Raw genomic sequence first — 21,205 nt, forward strand, 5'->3', positions numbered from 1 at the left:
CAGGAAATGTGACGCGCGTTCCGAGCAGCGTCAACCGAAGAGGTCGGATGCTACTTCTGCTCGTGACGACCGCCGCGCCGCAGCGATTCACGCCGCAGTGCGATGCCGCACCTGCTAACTAACTAACTGCCGGTGAATTCGAACACTTCGCCGTCGTATCCGGCTTCCGCCGGAATCCGCAGCGTTCGCTTGTCGCCGTCGCGGCTCATGACCGGCATCACCGTCACGACGGGTTTGCCGCGACTGTCGGCGAGCGCCTGCCGGACGTTCGGCTGCTTGCCGAGCCGGATCAGGTTGCGTGTCGTCGGAAACGGCAGCGTGAAGCGCCCGTTTTCGCCACCGTCGAGCGCCTCCTGCGGCGACAGCCAGACCGAATCGGTCGACTCCTTGCCGTCGTGCATGCCGAGCTGTTCGGGCGGCGCCTCGGCGAGGAAGAACCAGGTGTCGAACCGCTTCGGCAGCTTCTCCGGCGTGATCCAGCGCGCATAGGGCACCAGCAGATCGAGCGCCAGCACCAGACCGTTGTCGGCGAGGATCTGCGCGAACGAGATCCTGCTCTCGCACAGCGCGGTGCGGTGCGCGGCCTCGATTTCGGCGGCGTGCGAGGCCGCGACGAGCTGATCTGCGCCACGCGGACGCGCCAGCAGGATGCCGCTCTCCTCGAAGGTCTCGCGGATCGCCGCGATCTGGAAATCCAGCGCTGGTTCGCCGGTGGCCTCCGCGCAGCAATACAGCTCCGGCTGGTCGATGATCTCGCGATCGCCGGGATCGACGCTGCCGCCGGGAAACACCAGCGCGCCGGAGGCGAATTCGATCTGATAGTGCCGCACCATCATGAAGACGTTGAAGCCGTCCGGCCGATCGCGCAGCAGCAGGATGGTGGACGCGGGACGTGCGGCCGGCGCTTCGCTGGACATTCGCTCTACTCCGCCGCGTTCGAACGCAATTCGAGATCGGCGCGCTTGTCGACGCGGGCGAGCCGCGACAGCAGGTAGTCGACCTCCTCCCGCGCGGTCTCGCTCAGCACCGAGCCGGGCTTGCGCTGCGCCGACGAGGCGATGATGCCCCGTTTCTTCAGCACGTATTTGCGCACGGCGAGCCCGACGCCCTGCTGCTGCTCGTAGCGGATCAGCGGCAGATGCGCGTCGAACAGATTGTGCGCGAGATCGCGCTGCCCGGCTTTCGACAGCTTGACGACGTCGACCAGCATGTCCGGGAAGCAATAGCCGGTCATCGCGCCGTCGGCGCCGCGCTCCATCTCGAAATCGAGGAACAGCCCGCCATTGCCGGTCAGGATCGACAGCGGCCGCAGCGAACCGTCCTTCTGATACTCGCGCAATCTGCTGATCTTCTCCAGCCCCGGCCAGTCCTCGTGCTTCAGCATCACGCAGGACGGATTCTCCATCACGATCCGCCGGATCACGTCCGGCGTCATCACCACCGACAGCGTCAACGGATAGTCCTGCAACACCCAGGGAATATCGTCGCCGATCGCCTCCACGGCCTGGCGGAAATAGCCGGTGATCTGCTCGTCGGTGCGGAGCGACGGCGGCGGTGCGATCATCACGCCGGCAGCGCCGGCGTCCATCGACGCCCGCGCCAGCGCGCGCATCGTGGCGAAGCCCGGCGCCGAGACGCCGACGATCACCTGCATCGACGTGGCGCGCTTGACGAACCGCACAGCCACGGCTTCCGCCTCGGCGGCATCGAGCTTCGGCGCTTCGCCGAGAATGCCGAGCACCGTGACGCCTTCGCAACCGACCTCAGCGTAGAAGTCGGTCAGCCGGTCGATCGAGGCTTCGTCGATCTTGCCGTCCGGATGGAACGGCGTCGGAGCGATGGCGAAAGTGCCTGCGGCGTCGGGGGTCAGCTTCATCGGGGCAGCCTTTGTTCGGTCGTGGTCGAGAAATTAATCCGATCGAGCACTCGATAACATCATCCCCGGCGAAAATCCCCCACGCGCTCGCATGGCCGTGTCCCGCCGCCGGTCCGCGAAATCCGGGAACCAGTGCGTTGCGGCCGGATCCGGAATCTGCGGCGGCGTCGGGCCTTAGCCCAACACGCTCCGGCCGCTCTTGATCACGGTGACGTCGCGCGCCTTCACCCTGGCCTCGAACGAGATCACATTGCCGTCCTTCCACAAATCCATCGTGACGGTCTCGCCGGGATAGACGGGCGACGAGAACCGCACGGCGTGCTGCCGGAACGCCGAGGCGTCATAATCCGCGTAGGTCTGCAGCACGCCGCGGCAGGTGATGCCGTAGGTGCACATGCCGTGCAGGATCGGCCGCGGGAACCCGGCCTTTTGGGCGAACTCCGGATCGGAATGCAGCGGGTTGCGGTCGCCGCACAGCCGATAGATCAGCGCCTGATCCGGCCGCGTGGTGATGTCGACCGAGCGATCCGGCGCACGGCTCGGCATCTTGTGCGGCTCGGGCTGCTCCAGCGCCGGGCCGCCGAAGCCGCCGTCGCCGCGGGCGAAGCGCGACGCCAGCAGCGTCGCCAGTTCGGCGCCGGCTTCGTCGCGCAGGATGGTCTGGTGACGGATCACCACGCCCTTGTCCTTGCCCTTGTCGTAGACCGCCAGCACGCTCGAATCCGCGGTGATCTTCGCCGCCACCGGCATCGGCCGCTGAAAGGTGATGTCGCGCTCGCCGTCGACCACCAGCAGGCGGTTGAGATTCATCTCGCCGGGGCCCGCGCCCCAGGCCGCGACCGAGGCGAAGGTCGGCACCACTTTCAGCGGCCGCTCGGTGTAGGTCGCCTCGTTGACGAAGGCGAGTTCACGCTCGTCCATCGGATCGGCGCCGAGGCCGATGCCATAAGCGTACAGCATCACGTCGCGATCGGTGTAGGCGTAGTTCTGCCCCGTCGTCTTCAGGGCCATCAGTTCATCGTAGCGGGCCGACATCGGCTTCTCCATTGTTGTTATTAGTGTTACGCCTGCGACTGCGCCCTCTCCCCTTGTGGGAGATGGCTGCACTGACGTCGCACCGATTGCAGTCCGGTGAGGGCAAGCGGCATCGCGCGCTTCGACCCCTCACCCGCCTGTGCTGCGCACGGGCACACTCTCCCACAAGGGAGAGGGAAGTAATCAGACCACTGTGAAGAACGGCAGCGGCGCGCCGCCGTCGCTCGGCTTGAACACCACCTTGACCTTCTGCCCGATTTTCAGCGAGGCGAAATCGCAATCGACGAAATTGGTCAGCACCGAGGGGCCCTCCTTCAACGTGACGTAGCCGATGGCGTAAGGGCCGGTCGCGGATTTTCGCATATGACTGTAGCTGTAGATCTCGCCCTCGCCCTTGCTCTCTTCCCACACCGTCTGGTCGGAGAAGCAGAACGGGCACAGCGCGCGCGGAAAGTAGTGCGCCTCGCCGCAGGCCTGGCAACGCTTGATCAGCAGCTTGCCTTCGCTCGCCGCATCCCAGAAAGCCTTCGTTTCCGGATTGCCTTGCGGCGCGGGATATTTCACGGGGCTGTTCATCACACGCGCTCCAGAATGCAGGTCGATGCGGCGTGGCGGATGCCGAGCATGCCGCCGGTGCCGTGGGCGATGGCGAGGTCGCAGTTCGGCACCTGCACCTTGGGATGCGCTTCGCCGCGGAGCTGGCGCACGGCTTCCAGAATCTTGGTCATGCCGCCGCGATTCACCGGGTGGTTGCTGCACAGTCCGCCGCCATCGGTGTTGAACGGCAGCTTGCCGACGCCGGAAATCAGATTGCCGTCGGCGACGAACTTGCCGCCCTCGCCCTTCTTGCAGAAGCCGAGGTCTTCGAGCTGCATCAGTACCGTGATGGTGAAGCTGTCGTAGATCGAGGCGTATTTGATATCCTTCGGGGTGATGCCGGCTTCCTCGAACGCGCGCGGGCCGGACCAGACGCCGGCCGAATAAGTGAGATCGAGATCCTTGCCGCCGCGCGGACCCTTCATCGCCTCGCCATGGCCGATCAGGCGCACCAGCGGCTTCTTCAGGCTCCTGGCGATCTCCTCCGTGGTCACGATCAGCGCCCCACCGCCATCGCTGACCACGCAGCAATCCATCCGATGCAGCGGGTCGGAGATCATCGGCGAATTGATGACGTCCTCCACCGTGACGACGTCCTTCAGCATGGCATGCGGGTTGTACTGCGCGTGATGCGACGCCGCGACCTTGATCCAGGCGAGTTGTTCGCTGGTGGTGCCGTAATCGTGCATGTGGCGCATGGCGCACATGCCATAGGCATTGTGGGTGGTCGCCCCGTAGGCGGTCTCGAAATCGGCCTCGGCGCCCTGCGCGCGCGGCGGCATCGCGCCGGTGCGTGGCTTGCCGGCCAGCGTGATCAGCGCGATCGAACATTTGCCGGCGGCGATCGCCTGCGCGGCATGGCCGAGATGGATGATGTAGGAGCAGCCACCGGTTTCGGTCGAATCGACGTGGCGCGGTTTGATGCCGAGATAGTCGACCATCGGCCACAGCCCGCCGGGCGCATCGCCGGCGCAGAAATAGCCGTCAACGTCCTTGTGGGTCAGCCCAGCATCGTCGAGCGCACCCTTGGCGACTTCGGCATGGAGCTGGGCGATGGATTTGTCGGGCGCGTGGCGCGTGGGATGTTCGTAGATTCCGGCAATGAAAGCCTTGCCTCTTATTGTCAACGCAGTTCTCCGCTGGCGTTTGCTGTCGCAGATGTTTCGCGCGTCGGAGACGAATTGGCAAGTGCACTGTCATTGAAGCACGCTGCCTGCCGCGTTCCGGAAAACGCTTCGACCGTGTCCCGGACAAGACGCAGCGCGTAGCGCTGCGGCGCAGACCCGGGACCCCGGTCTGTGGCGCGCGATACGAGCCGGGGCCCCGGATCTGCAGTGCATCACGCCGCAAGCGACGCAATGCACCTTGTCCGGGGCACAAAAAAGATGAGCTATTCCGCCGCCATCTGCCGCGGCAGGTCGGGCGGATTGACGAGATCGCGCACCAATTCCGCGTAGCGGAGTTTGGCGTCCTGCACCGATTTTTCCTTGATCGGGCCGTAGCCGCGAATCCGGTCGGGCATCGACAGCAGCTCGACCGCGATGTCGATGCTGCGCGGCGAGAGTTGCTGCAGCACCGTGCCGACGTCCTTCTCATAGCCGGCGATCAGGTCGCGCTCGAGTTTGCGCTCCGGGTGATAGCCGAACGGATCGAGCGGTGTGCCGCGCAGGAAGCTGAGCTTCGCCATCAACCGGAACACCGGGCGCATGCCCTCGCCGAACTGCCGCTTCTTCGGGCGGCCGGTGACGTCGACGCCCGGCAGGATCGGTGGCGCGAGGTTGAAGCTGATCTTGTAGTCGCCCTCGAACTGATCGCGGATCTGCTGTTCGAACGCGGGCTGGGTCAGCAGCCGCGCCACCTCGTACTCGTCCTTGTAGGCCAGCAGCTTGGCATAGTTGATCGCCACCGCGCGCGGCAGCTCCTCGCCATAGCCGCCGGCGTCCGCCGCGGCGCGGACCTTCGCCACCAGATCATTGTAGCGCATGGCGAGCCGCTTGCCCTGATATGCCGTGAGCATCGCGCTGCGATGCGCGATGATCTCGTCGAGCGACATCTCGCCCTGGGTCTTGCGCGGTGCCGTGTCGTCGGCGCCCTGAAGCAGCGATGCCAGCCGCGCCGGATCGGCGGCGGCGAGCCGGCCGAGATTGAACGCCTGGGTGTTCATCTTGATCGACACGCCGTTGAGTTCGATCGCCTGCTCGATCGATGCCGCCTGCAGCGGCAGCAGGCCCTGCTGATAGGCGTAGCCCATCATCATCATGTTGGTGGCGATCGAATCCCCGAGCAGCGTTTCCGCCGCCTTGGTGAAATCCAGGAACGCGGAGTCCTTGCGCAGCGCGCCTTCGAGCACGCTGTTGACCCTGCGGGTCTGGAAATCGAAATCGCGGTTGCGGATGAAATCGGCGATCGGGATCAGATGCGTGTTGACGATGCCGTGGGTGCGGGCCTGCTCGCACAGCGAGATCGTCTCCTTGGAGATCGCCATCACCTCGTCGGCGACGATCAGCACGTCGGCGGTGCCGGTGACGATCCGCGAACAGGTGACGTATTCGGGCTTGTCCGACAAGCGCACGTGGCTCAGCACCGCGCCGCCCTTCTGCGCCAGCCCCGACATGTCGAGGATCATCGAGGCCTTGCCCTCGATATGCGCCGCCATGCCGAGCAGCGCGCCGATCGTCAGCACGCCGGTGCCGCCGACGCCGCCGACCGCGATGTTGTACGGCTTGTCGAGGCCGGGCCGGCTCGAAGGCTCCGGCAGATCACTGAGGCCGCCGAGATCGACCGGCGCGCGCTTGCGCAAGGCCCCGCCGTCGATGGTGACGAAGGACGGGCAGAAGCCCTTGAGGCAGGAATAGTCCTTGTTGCAGGTCGACTGGTTGATCGTGCGCTTGCGGCCGAGCTCGGTCTCCAGCGGCTCGACCGAGATGCAGTTCGACTGCACCGAGCAGTCGCCGCAGCCTTCGCACACCGCGGCGTTGATCATCACACGGCGCGGCGGATCCTCCAGCGTGCCGCGCTTGCGGCGGCGGCGCTTCTCGGCGGCGCAGGTCTGCACGAACACGATCGCAGACGCGCCCTCGATCTCGCGGCATTCCTTCATCACCGCGTCGAGTTCGTCGCGATGCCGCGTGATGGTGCCCGGCGCGATGCTGCCCGCCGGATAGGCGTCGGGCGTTTCCGAGACCAGATAGATCGCGCGGACGCCTTCGGCGTGGAGCTGATAGGTGATCTGCTGCGGCGACAGATCGCCGTCGTGGCGCTGGCCGCCGGTCATCGCCACCGCGTCGTTGTAGAGGATCTTGTAGGTGATATTGGCCTTCGAGGCGACCGACTGCCGGATCGCCAGCGAGCCGGAATGAAAATAGGTACCATCGCCGAGATTGGCGAAGATGTGCTTCTCGTCGGTGAACGGCGCGATGCCGACCCACGGCACGCCCTCGCCGCCCATATGGGTGAAGGTCTCGGTGTTGCGGTCCATCCACAGCGACATGAAGTGACAGCCGATGCCGGCCAGCGCACGGCTGCCCTCAGGCACCTTGGTGGACGTATTGTGCGGACAGCCCGAGCAGAAATACGGCGTCCGCGCGATCGGCACCACGTTCTGCACCTGCGAGGCGTCGCGGCCGTGAAACCAGTCGGCCTTGGCCCGCAGCATTTCGGCGATGGTCGGATCGATCTCCATCGCCAGCAGGCGGTCGACCAGCGAGGTCGCGACCTTGGCGACGCTGAGCTCCTGCGCGAACGGCAGGAAGCGATGCTCGTGCTCGTCCATCTTGCCGATCACGCGCGGCCGGTCGCGGGTGCTGAACAGCTGCTGCTTGAGCTGGTTCTCGACGATCTCGCGGCGCTCCTCGACGACGAAGATCTCCTCGAGGCCGTGGGCGAAGTCGCGCACGCCTTCCGGCTCCAGCGGCCACGGCATGCCTATCTTGTACAGCCGCAGCCCGATGCGCGCGGCCACCTGCTCGTCGATGCCGAGTTCGCGCAGCGCCTGGCGGACATCCTCGTAGCTCTTGCCCGACGCCATGATGCCGAACCGCGCGTTCGGCGAATCCATGGTGATGCGGTTGACCTTGTTGGCGCGCGCGAAGGCGATCGCGGCGAAGCCCTTGTAGTCCTGCAGCCGGCGGTCCTGTTCGTAGCGGTCGTCCGGCCAGCGCAGATTGAGGCCGCCCGGCGGCATCTCGAAATCGTTCGGGATCACGAACGGCGTCATCTCGTCGGCGAGATTGATCTCGGCGGTGGTCTCCACCGTCTCGGTGATCACCTTCATGCCGACCCAGCAGCCGGAATAGCGCGACATCGCGATGCCGAGCAGGCCCATCTCGATGATCTCGTGGATCGACGACGGATACAGATACGGCATCAAGGCCGCGATGAAGGCGTGGTCGGACTGATGCGGCACGGTCGAGGATTTGGCGCCGTGATCGTCGCCGGCGAGGCACAGCACGCCGCCATTCTTGGCCGAGCCCGCGGCGTTGCCGTGGCGGAACACGTCGCCGCAGCGATCGACGCCCGGGCCCTTGCCGTACCAGATGCCCGTCACGCCGTCATATTGCGCGCCGGGCGACAAATTGAGCTGCTGGGTGCCCCAGATCGCGGTGGCGGCGAGATCCTCGTTCACGCCGGGCTGAAACTTGACGTTGTATTGCTCGAGATGCCGGCGCGCCGCGACGAGCTGCTGGTCGTAGCCGCCGAGCGGCGAGCCGCGATAGCCGGTGACGAATCCCGCGGTCTTCAACCCGGCGGCGCGATCGCGCCGGACCTGCGCCATCGGCAGCCGCACCAGCGCCTGAATGCCGGTGAGGAAGATGTGTCCCGAATGCTGGGTGTATTTCTGGTCGAGACTGATCGGTCCCTGGTCGATTCCCATACGGCCCTCATGACACGTTGGACCGCGCAACCATCCGGCCGCTCCTGCGGTCTTTGGAATCAGTCTATGCCGGTTCATGTGGCTGGCGCATCACAAAATACGGCGGATGCACTGCACGCCGAACTTCGCAGTTTCGTTCTCTTCTGCGCGCCGTGGACTTAAAGATAACGTCGCGGAACCGCTTCTCCGCGAACGATCGTGTCCGACGCGCTGCAACAGGCGAAGCGACCAAGGCCATGCCGATCGAAATCGGCCGGGAACGGATCAGGACGCGATGGATTGATTCCGCGATGACGAAAGGAGGACTTCATGGCGCCACGCAATCCCAACGATCCTGTTCGGCCCGGCATGCAGGCCGACGATCGGCGGGCTCCGTCGCAGTTCGATCACGAACTTCAGGCCGATCCCGAATCGAAGCAAGGCCCGGCCACCGCAGGCCGGATTGCGGCGTTTGCCGTCGCCATCGTGGTGGTGTTCGCGGCGGTGTTCTACGGCCTGAATACGTCGTCGCTCGATCCGAAGGACGAGGCGATCGTGATTCCGAATCCGCCGGAAACATCCGCAGGCCAGACTGCGCAGACCGCGCCCGCCACCGATCCGGCTGCGCCGGCCGCGACGCCGGGCATCAATCGGCAGCCGGGGACGACCACCGGAGCCGCTCCATCGCGCGACAATGCGGCGCCGCCAGTGCCGCCGACGGCGGATGGCACGACATCGCCGACCGGCCCGGCCGGGTCCCAAGGAACGAAGTAGCACACAGTTTGATCGGCGGATCGACCTGAGCAGCGGATGCAGCGATGCATCCGCTGCATTTCCATGCGCTGCGCATCGATCCTGGCCGCACGGCGGCTCTCGTCGAAACGAAGGCGTTCATGGCCTATTCACGGCGACTCGACTAGGTCGGCCCGGGGCACGGACGCGTGTTGCGCCGCGCCGCGGCAACAGAGGAAAACAACATGAAAGCCATCTTCGCAGCGACCGTATTCGCAGCCACGCTTGTCGGCGCTGGTGCAGCCAGCGCGATTCCGCTGGCGCCGCTCGGCTCGTCCGCACCGGCCGACGTCATTCAGGTCGCACAGGGCTGCGGCCCAGGTTGGGCCCGCGGTCCGATGGGCCGCTGCCGTCCGATGTATCGCCGTCCGCCGGTGGTCGTCGTCCCACCGCGCGTCGTCGCACCGCGCGTCTGCCCGCCGGGCTATTTCTGGCGTGCCGGCCGCTGCCTCCGCCGCTACTGATCCGGATCGACGCCGCATCGACGAAAGCCCCGTTCGCGCGGGGCTTTTTCGTTTGCGACGACGAGCGTCGTTCGCCGGGCACGCCCGGTCAGCGGAACGCGAGCCGCAGCTTGCGCAGCGAATAGATCGCGGTGGCCGGGAACAGGATCGGCACGGTCCGGACGTAGTCCTGATAGTCCGGCTCGGTGCCGTAGCGTTCGTCCTGCTTGCGTTCGAGGCCGGCCGCCGCCGCCGTCATCAGCGCTTCGATGTACAACATCCCGAGCGTCGCCAGCAGCCACGCCGCGATCGTCGTATAGGCCGACAGGCCGGACAGCCAGACGCCGAACCAGAACAGCATCTCGCCGAAATAATTCGGGCAGCGCACCATGCGGTACAGCCCGACGTCGCAATAATGCGCCGGGTTGGCCAGCTTGTAGCGATATTTCTGCCAGTCCGCGACGCTCTCGATGACGAGACCGGCGACCATCACCATGACGCCGAGCGGCGTCGAGGCCGGCCAAGCGCCCTGCGCCTGCAACGACAGCGTCAGCAGCGCCGGAAGGAACAGCAGCGTGAACAGCAGGCTGACGCCGAGCCAGATCGCCACCTTCTGCCACAGCTTCACTCCGGCGGTGCGCCGCTCCGCACCGGCGAGTTCTCTGGCATAGACCGGGTTGCGCTCGCGGATCGCAAGAAAGGCACCGAGCCGGACGCCGTAGACGAACAGCAGGCCGAGCTGCAGCAGCGTCCATCCCTCGACCGTGTCGTGAAACACCAGCCAGAACACCAGGCTCTGCGCCGCAATGGCGCCGGCATAGCAAAGGCTGACGAAGTAATACACCCGCCGGAAGCCCGGCGCCGAGACGGCCAGGCAGATCAGGAACGCAAGCCCGACAAGATGCCACGGAACTGTCATATCGACTCGCCTCGACTGGCCGCGTGATGCAATCGCCGTCCGCCGGCATATTAGGCCGGCGGCCGACATGGCGCCACGTGGAAAACGGGTCGATGCGAGTGGCGAGGTCCGCCCGCTCCATCGTCACGCGCGCCGCCTCGCGAGCGATCGCGCCGCGGCTCACTTCTGTTTGCAGCGATGGCCGGGCACGCGGGTATCACACACTCGCGACGCATCGAACAGCCGGGCGAGCGCCTTGCGCTGCTTGGCATTGGGCTCGAAGCGGTGCGCCTTCTGCAACAGATAGAAATTCTCGCGGCCGCGCACGGCCTTCGACCAGATAACTTCGGACTTGCCGCCGTCCTTCGCCTTCGGACAGGTCTCGGTCCATGTGACCATCGGATAGAGGTTCTCGGTGCCGTCCTTGATCGTCTCGAAGGTCGCGCCCGGGCATTCGGCCGCCGCCGCCTTTTCGGAGTGCGCCCGATAGTCGGCGGGCGACTGCTCGGCCTGCTTGAACAGAATCTGCGTCGTCAGCTTCTCGGTCCAGTTCGCCGCGCTCTGGCCGTCCGGAACCATCACCGCCGTGCTCGTCGTGTCGGTCTTGGACTCGGCCACGACCTTGAAGCCCTTCGGCGGCTTCAGCAGCATCTGCTCCAGGGCCTGCGCCGGCACGAGAGGCGCCAGCACGGCGGCGAAGGCGAGGACGGCGATAAAGCGGCGATGCATGAGGGCGAACCTGGGGAAGGACGGCGAACTGTGCCCGAGACCGCGGCCGTTTACAATATCGCGCACCGGCCCGGCAGCCGCAGCCTGCACCGGAGCGGAGCGATCGCCTTGGTCGTCACCGGCCGTCGGCCGGTTCAATTACTTCCGGTTGATCCAGTCGACCAGGCGATAGATCCAGTTGTCGCCGGGATCGCTGCCGGGCGCATTCGGCAGCGGGCTCGCGCGCGCGGCCCACGCCTCCGGCGCTCCCGCGGTTTCGAGCAGGCCGGCGGCGAGATCCGCCATGTTGTGCCTGGCCACGACGCCGCCCTCGGCGCCGAAGCTGAACCGCACGGTGCGGATCTGCGGATTGAACGCCGCCACCGGATAGAGCTGCGTCATCAGGAACCGCAGATAGGCCAGCACCTCGCCGCGCTGATACACCCGGTCGATCAGCAGCCCGACCGAATTCTCCCTGCCCGGCACATCGGGGTCGTAATAGCCGGTGACGGTCGAGGGATCGAATGCGTAGACGAAGCGAATCCGCCCGTCCTTGTAGGCCGCCTGCTGCGCCAGCCCGCCGCCGAGCGAATGCCCGGTGGCGACGATCGTCGGATCGGCCTGTCCGTGCGCGGCCAGGGCGCGGTCGAGGATCGGCCCGATATGGCGCTGCACCTGCGCGTACTGATCGTAGTACGGAAGGAACCGCGTCACCCAGCGCAGATTGGCGATCCAGTCGTGCGCCTCCTTGAAGTCGGTGCCGCGGAACGCGACGACGATCTCGTTGCGCGCTTGCGAACCGAACACCTTGTAACCGAGCCCGCCGAGTGCCCGGCCGCCGCACTGCCCGTCGCCCTCCGGACACGGCAACGGCCCCTCACCCTGCTCGATCAGGGTCCAGTCGTCGAGCCAGCCATCGCGCAGTTCGGCGGTGATCCTGCTCCGCGAAGGATCGTCCGGCGCCGGGCGCTCCAGCAGTCCGTTCAGCTTCGGCGAACCGCCCGGTCCGGCCGGATCATAGGCCTGCAGCGCGAACAGCGCATAAGGCAGATAGTGCCCGGCATAGTTCGCAGACGGCAGATGCGCCGCACGAAAATCGCCGACCCGAATGAAGGCCTCGCCGGTCTTCTGCCGATAGCTGTCGAACGAGCCGTGATAGTAAAGCCACCCGGCCAAGGCCGCTGCGGCGATCAGCAGGATGAGAAACAGGGCACGCATGGTTCGGCCCTCCCGGATCGAGCAATCAGTTTCGTCTCGAAATCGGAGCCGCCTACGCCATCGGCCGCGACGACAAATGCCGCGGAGGCGTTGCGCTCAGGCGGCGATCTTGTCCCTGTTCGCGGCGCAATTCCAGCGAAGTTGCGGAGGCGGCGCTACAACTAACGGCGGACAAGAGGCCCGAAATACCACGCGTCGGGGAGCCACGAGCCGGCTCACGCTTCGCCTATACTGGCCTTGCTTGCTGTCTCGAGATCTTCGCGAACCAGACAAACACGACGAAGCCTTGGGTTGACTGAACGTATCGCACCGTGATACGCTTCCTCACGATTTGGGGATCAGCATGATCCGCAGCTTTCGTGGCAAGTTTGCTCGAACGATTCTGGTCGACCGGCGGGCGCCGAAGGGATTTCCCGCGGACCTGCTCGCGGTGACACGACGTAAGCTGGTTCAGCTCAACGCGGCCGGATCGCTCGACGACCTCGCGCTCCCTCCCGGCAATCGGCTGGAAGCGCTCCGCGGGGACCTCAAGGGGTATCATTCGGTCCGGATCAACGATCAATGGCGGATCGTGTTCCGCTGGAGAGACACCGCCCCGGAAGATGTCGAGATCGTCGACTATCATTAGCGCGAGGCCACGATGACGAAGAAGCTTCCCCCTGTTCATCCCGGCGAGATTCTCCGCGAGGAATTTCTTCTGCCGATGAACGTGTCGCCCTATGCGGTCGCCGCGGCCTGCGGCGTGCCGCGCACCCGGATCGAACGGCTGGCGCGCCAGGAAACCCCAGTGACGGCCGACACCGCGCTTCGACTGGCCAAGTATTTCGGCACGACGCCGAATTTCTGGATGAACCTGCAGGCGCAGTTCGATCTCGAGGTCGCGGAGGATAATAGCGCTGAAGAGCTGAAGCGGATCAGGCCGAGAAAGGCGACATTTGCACGCCCCCTAACAGCGTTGATTGGTGCGAGGAGCAAATGAGTCAAAGAACACAAACTGGGCTGCAATTCAGCGAGCTGGAAGAAAGCGTCATTCGTCATTCAGGCTGGAGCAACCCCGACGAATACCCTGAGTCGCTCTTTCACTATACGTCTAGCGCAGCGTTTCTTAATATCATTCAGAGTGGCGAGCTTTGGTTCTCTGACTTCAGGTACATGAACGACCTATCAGAGTTGACATACGGGGCGAAGCTCTTTCGCCAAATTATCGAGGATCAAAGCAGCACCCTTACAGACTCGGACGAATCACACATTTTACTTGTTACATTGCAGGAGATCGAGCAAGCGAAATCCGCTACCGACATCTTCGTGTTTTGTATGTGCGAGGAGAACAACCTGCTAAATCAGTGGCGCGTCTATGGCAAAGATACCGTACCCATCTCAATAGAATTCGCCACGCGTGGGTTCATGTTTGTAAATTGGTCACCCAACGACTTCGACCTCGTACCGATGGTTTACCATGCATCTAAACAAACAGAGATAGTAAACAACGTTATTGAAGGCGGCCTCGAATACTTCAGGCATCACCGAAAGTACATATTAGCAAACCATCAGTCGCAGGTCGACTTCAGTCAGAAATTCGCCTCGCTATGCATAGATTGCTGCTCAACAATGAAGCACCCTCAGTTTGAAGTTGAGAAAGAATGGCGATTAGCGGTCCGATGGCCGCCGGGGCCGAGGTACCTTCGTGGCCAGAATTACCGAGCATCGCCTATCGGGATAGTTCCATACTTGAAGGCGCGGCCTGACGATCAAAATATGCCTGACCGACTACCCATTAAGAGCGTCACTATAGGACCGTGCGCGCATCCCGAAATTCAACGACAGACGATACATGACATCCTTTATCAGCATAATATGGCGGACAAGGAGGTCCACATGTCTGATCTACCAATCAGGGTCTAACGGAATTGCTGTGCCGCGCCCCTTTGACAGCGTTTCTACTCAGTTCCAGCGTGCCCCTTTGCCCTCATATGAGCACCGTTCAAGTACCTTGATGACGAACTAGCCGTCCTTGTCTCGTTAACGAGCGCTCGCCTCCGTGGAGCACTGGGCAATATCTTCTAGAGATCGAATTGTCGTCTCTATCTCCCTACAACGGCATATTGTCGTGCTTTTTCGGCGGCAGATCGACGTGCTTGTCGCGCAGCATCGCCAGCGCGCGTGCGATCCGGCGCCGCGTCGCGTGCGGCATGATGACGTCGTCGATGTAGCCGCGTTCGGCGGCGATGAAGGGCGACAGGAAGCGGTCCTCGTATTCCTTGGTGCGGGCCGCGATCTTGTCGGGATCGTTCATGTCCTGACGGAAGATGATCTCGACCGCGCCCTTGGCGCCCATCACCGCGATCTGCGCGGTCGGCCAGGCGTAGTTGATGTCGGCGCCGATTTCCTTGGAGGCCATCACGTCGAACGCGCCGCCATAGGCCTTGCGGGTGATCAGCGTCACCAGCGGCACGGTGCATTGCGAGAACGCGAACAACAGCTTCGCGCCGTGCTTGATCAGCCCGCCATATTCCTGCGCGGTGCCCGGCAGGAAGCCCGGCACGTCGACGAAGGTGACGATCGGGATGTTGAAGCTGTCGCAGAACCGCACGAACCGCGCCGCCTTGCGCGAGGCGTCAGAGTCGAGCACTCCCGCCAGCACCATCGGCTGGTTGGCGACGAAGCCCACGGTGCGGCCGGCGATGCGGCCGAAGCCGGTGATGATGTTCTTGGCGAAGGCGTCCGACAATTCGAAGAAGTCGCCCTCGTCGACGACCTTCAGGATCAGTTCCTTCATGTCGTAGGGCTTGTTCGGATTGTCCGGGATCAGCGTGTCGAGCGAAAAATCCTCGCGCTCGATGTCGTCGAAGCTCGGCCATTCCGGCACGCCGTCCGACGAATTGGCCGGCAGGAAGTCGAGCAGCCGGCGCATCTGCAGCAGCGTCTCGACGTCGTTCTCGAACGCGCCGTCTGCGATCGAGGAGCGGGTGGCGTGGACGGAGGCGCCGCCGAGCTCTTCGGGCGTGACGACCTCGTTGGTCACCGTCTTCACCACGTCGGGGCCGGTGACGAACATGTAGCTGGTGTTCTTCACCATGAAGATGAAGTCGGTCATCGCCGGGGCGTAGACGTCGCCGCCGGCGCAGGGGCCCATGATGACGCTGATCTGCGGGATCACGCCGGAGGCCTGCACCACCCGGCGGAACACGTAGGAATAGCCGGCGAGCGCCGCGACGCCTTCCTGGATGCGCGCGCCGCCGGCGTCGTACAGGCCGATGATCGGGGCCCGCGCCTTCAGCGCCATGTCCTGGATCTTGGTGATCTTGGCGGCGTGGGTCTCCGACAACGAGCCGCCGAACACGGTGAAGTCCTTGGCGAACACGAAGGTCTTGCGGCCGTTGACGGTGCCCCAGCCGGTGACCACACCGTCACCCGGAATTTTCGTCTTCTCCATCCCGAATTCGGTCGAGCGGTGCTGGACGAACATGTCCATCTCCTCGAACGAATGCTTGTCGAGCAAAAGGTCGATGCGCTCGCGCGCGGTGAGCCGTCCGCGCGCGTGCTGCGCGTCGATGCGCTTCTCGCCGCCGCCGAGTTTGGCCGCCGCCCGGCGTTCGTCGAGTGCTTCTAGGATGTGTTTCATGAGGTTGAGCCGCGCTTCTTGATGTCGTTGTCCTGCCGCAAGGCGTGCCGGGTTTGTGCCCCCGGATCGCCCCGATAATCAAGGCCTTCTAGCACGGGGCTTTCGCAGGGGGAAACCACCTCGGGGCGGCCCGGAATAGCCCTTTCGGCGCGTTCCGGCCGGCCGCGCCGCGGCTTTGCGGGACGCAAAGCGGCCGGCAGCCCGCCACTGCCGCCAAAACTGCATCGGCCAGATGCGAAAGCGCGATGGCGCTGCAGCGCAAACCGCCCTATATCGCGTGTCCCGCGCTGGAGCACCCACATGATCGAGCCCACCCATGAAACGAGCAATCCCGGCGCGGTGAGCGGCGGCGTTGCGTCGCTGGTCCGCGCCGAAGGCGCGGCGCTGTTCGTCGGCGCGTCGCTGTTCTATCTGATCGCGGATGCGCCCTGGGAGCTGTACGCGATCCTGTTCTTCGCGCCCGATCTCGGCTTCCTCGGCTATCTCGCCGGGCCGCGGATCGGCGCGATCGTCTACAACGCGCTGCACACCACGGTCGCGCCGCTGGCGCTGGCGATCGGCGGCATCCTCGTGCTGTGGCCGATGGCCGGCACGCTGGCGCTGATCTGGTTCGCCCATATCGGATTCGACCGCATGCTCGGCTACGGCCTGAAATACGGATCGAGCTTCCACGACACCCATCTCGGCCGGATCGGCAAGCGCAAGCCGGCCGCAGCGGTCACCTCCGAAGTGAACTAAGCGCTCAGATCGCGCCGATATCCGTCAGGCACTGCTGCGCCAGCGTCATCCGCGCCGCGGCGTGACGCGGTTCGCGGGCGTCGAGATTGAGTGCGAACACCGTCTGCCGGTCGCCCTTCTCGGCCCAGCCGACCAGCCAGCCGAGCGACGGCTGGCCCTTCTCGGCGCCGAGCAGCCCGGTCTTGGCGCGGATCACGGCGTCGCCGACTTTCGTCACCGGCAGGATGTCGACGACCATATCCTGGCTGCGTTTGGCGACCGGCAGCGCGCGGCGGCGCAGCCGGTCGAGGAAGTCGATCTGCTGGATGCAGTCGATCCGCAGATCGCCGGTCAGCCAGAACTGATCGATGCCGCCGCCGATGTTGCGGTTACCATACTCGAACAGGTCCAAGCATTTCTGCATCCGCTCCGGACCGATCCGGCGGGCGATCTCCTGATACACCGGTACCGCCGACACCGCGATCGCGCTGCGCAACGTGTGGTCGCGATTCCACGCCTCGATGCTGCGGGTGACGCCGTCCCATTTGAACAAATCCTTGTCCGGATCACCGACCACGCCGGTCTCGAGCGCGATCAGCGAATTCGGCACCTTGAAAGTCGACGCCGGCAGGAAAGCTTCGCCCGAGCGCTGCGCGTCGCTGGCGATGATCAAGTAATCGTCGGTCCTGTAGCCGACGAAAGTACCTGCCGTGCCTTCATCGGTGAAGCGCTTGGCGAGGCTGGTGCGGATTTCGCTGCGCGGCGGCGCCACTTCCGCAAAGGCCCGGGGGGTGGGTAGCAGGGCGGCGGCGCCGAGGGCGAGAGCGGAACGACGGGTGAGCAACGGATGGTCCTCGAGGATGGATAAAGCGCGGAGGATGCGCGAGGCTCGTGGTGAAACGATGGCCGTCGAGCTATCAACCTCACCGTCATTGCGAGGAGCGCAGCGACGAAGCAATCCAGCGGCTCAATGCACGGCGCTGGATTGCTTCGCTACGCTCGCAATGACGGCGAGAAGCTTAGCGCGGCGCCCGGCCCGACAGCTTCAGCACGAACGCCAGCACTTCGGCGACCGCCTTGTAGAGCTCCTCGGGAATCTCGTCGCCGAGCTCGACATGCGACAGCGCGCCGGCCAGCACTTCGTTCTCCTCGATCGGAACGTCGTGCTCTTTGGCGACCTCGATGATCCTGGCGCCGATCGTCCCCCTGCCCTTGGCGACCACGCGCGGCGCGCCGTCGTGATCGTAGTGCAGCGCGACGGCGATCGGGTTCTTGATGCTGACGGTCACAGCGCGCGATCCAGGAAATGGCCGGCCGCAGCCGGCGGCGGCGCGGTCGGCGCGCCGTCGCGAATGACGATATCGCCGGGCGTCAGTTCGGCGCGGCTGAGCGCGGCGCTGAGCTGCGACGCGCCGGCGCGCAATTGCGCCGCGGTGGACGGCCGCTCCGCCCACATCCGCACCGAGGTCTTCTCGCCCTGCAGCGAGATCAGCGCATGGACCGGACCGGCGGGCTCGACGTCGAGCGAGAACCGCGCCCGCCACACCCGGTGCGTGGCCGCGCCGGTCTGGCCGTCGTCGCCGTCGCGGGAGATTTCGAATTGCGCCACCGCGGTGCCGTGCGGCGTGGTGAACGGAATCTCGAAGCTCCAGCGCGGCTGCGGCGCGTCGAGCTTAGCCTGTGCGAGATCGGCGCGGTCCGGCAGCGAGGCGACCTGCAGCAACGTCTGCCGCGCCAGCGAACCTTCGGTCTCGGTGAGTATCCGGCGCAGCGCGGTGTCGAGCGGCGCGTGCGGATCGAGGTTCGCCGGCATCACCGGCTGCGCTGCCGGCAGCGCGCCGCCGATCGGCGGCGGCGGCGTGTTGGTACGCGCGACGGCGTTGTCGTCGACCTTGCCCGCGCGCGCGCCGCCGGCCACCGCCGGCAGCAGCGACAGCAGCAGCGCGTTGTTGGCGAAGCCGGTCTTGGCGAGCAGCGCCGCCGCCTGCGGATTGGCCTGGATCGCCGCCTGCAATGCGCTCAGCGTCGCGGCCGTGGTCTGGGTCGACGCCGTCGGGTTCGAAGCGGACGGGGATGCGTTGACGTTGGTGAGCTGATTGATCACGTTCCGGATCAGCGCCTGCTCGGCCGCGTCGCTCGCAACGCTCGCCGGCGCGGCGGTCGAAGTCGCGAGCGTCGCTGTCGCGAGGCCGGCGGCCGCGAACGGCGTCGCCTGCGCGGTCGTTGGATCGGTCGCGTTCAGAAGGCCGGTCTGCGCGGCGAGCAGCGCGGTCTGCGCCAGCAATTGGGTGCCCTGCCCGGCCTGAAGGAGCTGCATCGTCGTTGCGGACGAGGCCGGCTGCGCGGCGGTCGCATTGCTCCCGAGCGCGGTGCTCAGCACCTGGCGCAGCACGATCAGCGCGGCCTTGAGATCTGTGCCGGCGGTCGCCGGCTGCGCACTCGCCAGCGACGCTTCGAGAAAGATCCCCGAACGCTGGAACGCGCGCTGGATGTCGGCGCCGGTCAGAGCTGGCGTGAGATTGGAGCGCTGCGCCAGCACCTGTTCGACCGCCGCGCGCACCGCCTGCGGCAGGCTGGCGAGATCGGTCGCCGCGGCGAGATTGGCGAACAGCGCCGACAGCCCGGTCTGCTGCGTCGCTGCGACTTGCGCCGCATTCGTCAGCGCCGTGAGTTGCTGCGGCGTCAGCGCGTTCGCCGACGGCACGATGCTGGGCGCGGCTTGCGACGTCAGCGTGATCGCCTGGGGTGCGAGCGTAACGGTGTCGAGCGCGGCGCTGGACGCGGCGAGATTTGCGGTCGTGACCGACGCCGTCGCCGGCTGGTTCACCACCGCGAGGCGGATGCCCTGTTCGGTCTGCGACACCGCGACCTGCAGGCTCTGTCCGGCCTGCAGCGGAATTTGCGTGGTGGCGTCGACGGTCTGGCCGCCGATCGCGATCCGGACCTGATTGTTGTCGAGCACCGACAGCACTTTGGCCTGAACCACCGTGCCGGGCTGCAGCGCGACGTCGGCGGTCACGCCCTGCAGGGCGATGACCGGAAGGTTCGGATTGACCGAAATCGCCATGAGGACCACGTCGCTGCGCGAGAATTCCGATCAGGCTAGCGCAGCCCCGTAAACCCCTCGTTAACTTCCGCGCGGCGACAGCGCGGCCACCACCTGCGCTGCCGCCTGGAACTCGACTTGCCGCGCAGCCCGCCGCGCCGCGACCTCGTCGTCCAGGCCCCAGCGGGCGATGTTCCAGTCCTCGTCGACATGCGCGGCGGCCCAGACCTGATCCGGATCGAGCCGGCCGTGCGCCAGCGCCAGCGCCAGCAGCGCCGAGCCGGTGATCGTGGTCACCACATGCAGCGCGCCGATCGACCACGGATGCTGCGGCAGCGCGGCGCGCGCCGCTTCGATCGCGGGCTCGGGCTGGTCGACATGGATGATGCCCTCGGCGAGGATGAAATGCGCGCCGAATTCCTCCGCGGCCCAGAACAGCACCGGGTCCCAATGCTGCGCTTCGCGCGCGATCAGTTCGTCCGGATGGCCGGCGCGATAGAACAACAGATCCGAGCCGAAGTACTTGGCGACGTCGTCGGTGACCGCGTCGATGCGGCCGACGACGCCGTCGATCACGCTGTTGGCGAGCCGCGTCAGCGGCATCGTGGTCGGATCGATCAGCTCCTGCTGCGCCTGCCATTCGGCGGCGATCGCCTCGGCGAGGTCGCGCGTCGGCGCCGCGAGCGCGTTGCGCGTCGGCGTCTTCACATTGCGGCCATCGAGCGTGATCGCAAAGCCGTCCGGCGTCTCGCTGATCGCGGCCGTGGTGTAGAACCGCTTCGGCAGCGAAGTACGCGTCGTGCGCCGCACCGCTTCCTCGGGATCGAGCATCGACTTGCCCGCGACCTCGTCGAACAGTTCACGCATGATGTTGTCCATTCGATGCGAGCTGCGATTGATACGACGCTCTCCACACGTCATGCCCGCGCTTGTCGCGGGCATCCACGCCATCAGCGCCGCAGCGGTTCGAACACGTGGATGGCCGGGACAAGCCCGGCCATGACGGAGAGATGCCGATCATCATCGCTCAAACTCCGGATCAGTGTCTACTGATTGGCGCAGCCACGCGAATACGCCGCGCGGTCGTTCGGCGACAGCCGCGCCGCGTTGCCGTCGGTGAGGCAATCGGTGATGCGGTCGCCGAACGAGCGGCGCTGGTTCGGCAGTTGCGCCCGGGGGGTGGGGGCCGGGGCGTCGAGCTTCGGCACCTCCGGAACATACACCCGCGGCGGCGGCGGCGGCGCCGGGGGCGGTGGCAGCAGCGAGGGCTGCGTCCCGATCATCACCTGCGCCGACGCGGCGCCGCCGGGCGGAACAAGAAGCGCTGCGGCGAGCAGCAAGGGCGCGATCCGTTTCATCGCCATCATGTCGGCATCGCGCCGCAAAACCGCAAGCCGCGCC

General features: G+C 65.7%; 21 protein-coding genes. 6 read left to right on the top strand and 15 right to left on the bottom strand.

Annotated elements, in window-relative coordinates:
- Positions 1-122 precede the first annotated feature (122 nt).
- The 6 genes from SR870_RS08025 to SR870_RS08050 form a co-directional block, all read right to left on the bottom strand.
- Positions 123-917, bottom strand: coding sequence for an NUDIX hydrolase (locus SR870_RS08025; protein WP_322517466.1), 795 nt, complete (start codon positions 915-917; stop codon positions 123-125).
- Between the two features lie 5 nt (positions 918-922).
- Complete coding sequence (locus SR870_RS08030) at positions 923-1,876, bottom strand: dihydrodipicolinate synthase family protein (RefSeq protein WP_322517467.1); 954 nt, start codon at positions 1,874-1,876, stop codon at positions 923-925.
- A gap of 174 nt (positions 1,877-2,050) precedes the next feature.
- On the bottom strand, positions 2,051-2,911 hold the full coding sequence (locus tag SR870_RS08035; RefSeq protein WP_322517468.1) for a MaoC family dehydratase: 861 nt from the start codon (positions 2,909-2,911) through the stop codon (positions 2,051-2,053).
- A gap of 183 nt (positions 2,912-3,094) precedes the next feature.
- Positions 3,095-3,487, bottom strand: coding sequence for a Zn-ribbon domain-containing OB-fold protein (locus SR870_RS08040; RefSeq protein WP_322517469.1), 393 nt, complete (start codon positions 3,485-3,487; stop codon positions 3,095-3,097).
- A complete protein-coding gene (locus tag SR870_RS08045; RefSeq protein ID WP_322517470.1) occupies positions 3,487-4,635 on the bottom strand; it encodes a thiolase domain-containing protein in 1,149 nt (382 codons plus the stop codon). The genes SR870_RS08040 and SR870_RS08045 overlap by 1 nt, the downstream gene beginning before the upstream one ends.
- A gap of 263 nt (positions 4,636-4,898) precedes the next feature.
- Positions 4,899-8,381: an indolepyruvate ferredoxin oxidoreductase family protein gene (locus tag SR870_RS08050; RefSeq protein ID WP_322517471.1), complete on the bottom strand. Its 3,483-nt coding sequence runs from the start codon at positions 8,379-8,381 to the stop codon at positions 4,899-4,901.
- A 309-nt stretch (positions 8,382-8,690) separates the two neighbouring features.
- On the opposite strand from SR870_RS08050, the gene SR870_RS08055 reads away from it, so the two are divergent.
- The gene (locus SR870_RS08055; protein WP_322517472.1) at positions 8,691-9,134 is read left to right on the top strand and encodes a hypothetical protein; all 444 of its coding nucleotides are present in this window, start codon (positions 8,691-8,693) and stop codon (positions 9,132-9,134) included.
- Between the two features lie 203 nt (positions 9,135-9,337).
- Entirely contained in the window at positions 9,338-9,616 is a 279-nt protein-coding gene (locus SR870_RS08060; RefSeq protein ID WP_322517473.1) for a GCG_CRPN prefix-to-repeats domain-containing protein, read from the top strand.
- 88 nt (positions 9,617-9,704) lie between these two features.
- Here the strand turns inward: SR870_RS08060 and SR870_RS08065 are convergent, their stop codons facing one another.
- From SR870_RS08065 to SR870_RS08075, 3 genes are all read right to left on the bottom strand, one after another.
- Positions 9,705-10,514, bottom strand: a complete 810-nt coding sequence (locus SR870_RS08065; protein ID WP_322517474.1) for a DUF1295 domain-containing protein — start codon at positions 10,512-10,514, stop codon at positions 9,705-9,707.
- Positions 10,515-10,673: 159 nt separating this feature from the next.
- The gene (locus SR870_RS08070) at positions 10,674-11,222 is read right to left on the bottom strand and encodes a hypothetical protein (RefSeq protein ID WP_322517475.1); all 549 of its coding nucleotides are present in this window, start codon (positions 11,220-11,222) and stop codon (positions 10,674-10,676) included.
- A gap of 138 nt (positions 11,223-11,360) precedes the next feature.
- Positions 11,361-12,419, bottom strand: a complete 1,059-nt coding sequence (locus SR870_RS08075) for a lipase family protein (RefSeq protein WP_322517476.1) — start codon at positions 12,417-12,419, stop codon at positions 11,361-11,363.
- Between the two features lie 343 nt (positions 12,420-12,762).
- Here SR870_RS08075 and SR870_RS08080 point away from each other — a divergent pair, with 343 nt between their 5' ends.
- From SR870_RS08080 to SR870_RS24150, 3 genes are all read left to right on the top strand, one after another.
- Positions 12,763-13,047 (top strand): type II toxin-antitoxin system RelE/ParE family toxin, encoded by a 285-nt coding sequence (locus SR870_RS08080; protein WP_322517477.1) that lies wholly within the window; start codon positions 12,763-12,765, stop codon positions 13,045-13,047.
- A gap of 12 nt (positions 13,048-13,059) precedes the next feature.
- Entirely contained in the window at positions 13,060-13,398 is a 339-nt protein-coding gene (locus SR870_RS08085; protein WP_322517478.1) for a HigA family addiction module antitoxin, read from the top strand.
- 335 nt (positions 13,399-13,733) lie between these two features.
- Positions 13,734-14,321, top strand: a complete 588-nt coding sequence (locus SR870_RS24150) for a DUF2971 domain-containing protein (RefSeq protein ID WP_416221157.1) — start codon at positions 13,734-13,736, stop codon at positions 14,319-14,321.
- 187 nt (positions 14,322-14,508) lie between these two features.
- Here SR870_RS24150 and SR870_RS08090 read toward each other — a convergent pair whose 3' ends face one another.
- On the bottom strand, positions 14,509-16,041 hold the full coding sequence (locus SR870_RS08090) for an acyl-CoA carboxylase subunit beta (RefSeq protein ID WP_322517479.1): 1,533 nt from the start codon (positions 16,039-16,041) through the stop codon (positions 14,509-14,511).
- Positions 16,042-16,341: 300 nt separating this feature from the next.
- On the opposite strand from SR870_RS08090, the gene SR870_RS08095 reads away from it, so the two are divergent.
- Positions 16,342-16,779: a DUF4260 domain-containing protein gene (locus SR870_RS08095; protein ID WP_322517480.1), complete on the top strand. Its 438-nt coding sequence runs from the start codon at positions 16,342-16,344 to the stop codon at positions 16,777-16,779.
- 4 nt (positions 16,780-16,783) lie between these two features.
- Here SR870_RS08095 and SR870_RS08100 read toward each other — a convergent pair whose 3' ends face one another.
- The 5 genes from SR870_RS08100 to SR870_RS08120 form a co-directional block, all read right to left on the bottom strand.
- Positions 16,784-17,602, bottom strand: coding sequence for a penicillin-binding transpeptidase domain-containing protein (locus SR870_RS08100; protein WP_322517481.1), 819 nt, complete (start codon positions 17,600-17,602; stop codon positions 16,784-16,786).
- A gap of 175 nt (positions 17,603-17,777) precedes the next feature.
- Positions 17,778-18,047 carry an EscU/YscU/HrcU family type III secretion system export apparatus switch protein gene (locus SR870_RS24155; RefSeq protein ID WP_416221137.1) on the bottom strand — a complete coding sequence of 90 codons (270 nt, stop codon included), beginning with the start codon at positions 18,045-18,047 and terminating at the stop codon, positions 17,778-17,780.
- The gene (locus SR870_RS08110) at positions 18,044-19,825 is read right to left on the bottom strand and encodes a flagellar hook-length control protein FliK (protein ID WP_416221138.1); all 1,782 of its coding nucleotides are present in this window, start codon (positions 19,823-19,825) and stop codon (positions 18,044-18,046) included. The genes SR870_RS24155 and SR870_RS08110 overlap by 4 nt, the downstream gene beginning before the upstream one ends.
- Positions 19,826-19,885: 60 nt before the next feature.
- Positions 19,886-20,671 (bottom strand): ATP12 family chaperone protein, encoded by a 786-nt coding sequence (locus SR870_RS08115; protein ID WP_322517483.1) that lies wholly within the window; start codon positions 20,669-20,671, stop codon positions 19,886-19,888.
- Positions 20,672-20,850: 179 nt separating this feature from the next.
- Positions 20,851-21,171, bottom strand: a complete 321-nt coding sequence (locus SR870_RS08120; RefSeq protein ID WP_322517484.1) for a hypothetical protein — start codon at positions 21,169-21,171, stop codon at positions 20,851-20,853.
- Between the last annotated feature and the right edge of the window lie 34 nt (positions 21,172-21,205).

The organism is Rhodopseudomonas palustris (assembly GCF_034479375.1).
GTDB lineage: Bacteria > Pseudomonadota > Alphaproteobacteria > Rhizobiales > Xanthobacteraceae > Rhodopseudomonas > Rhodopseudomonas palustris_M.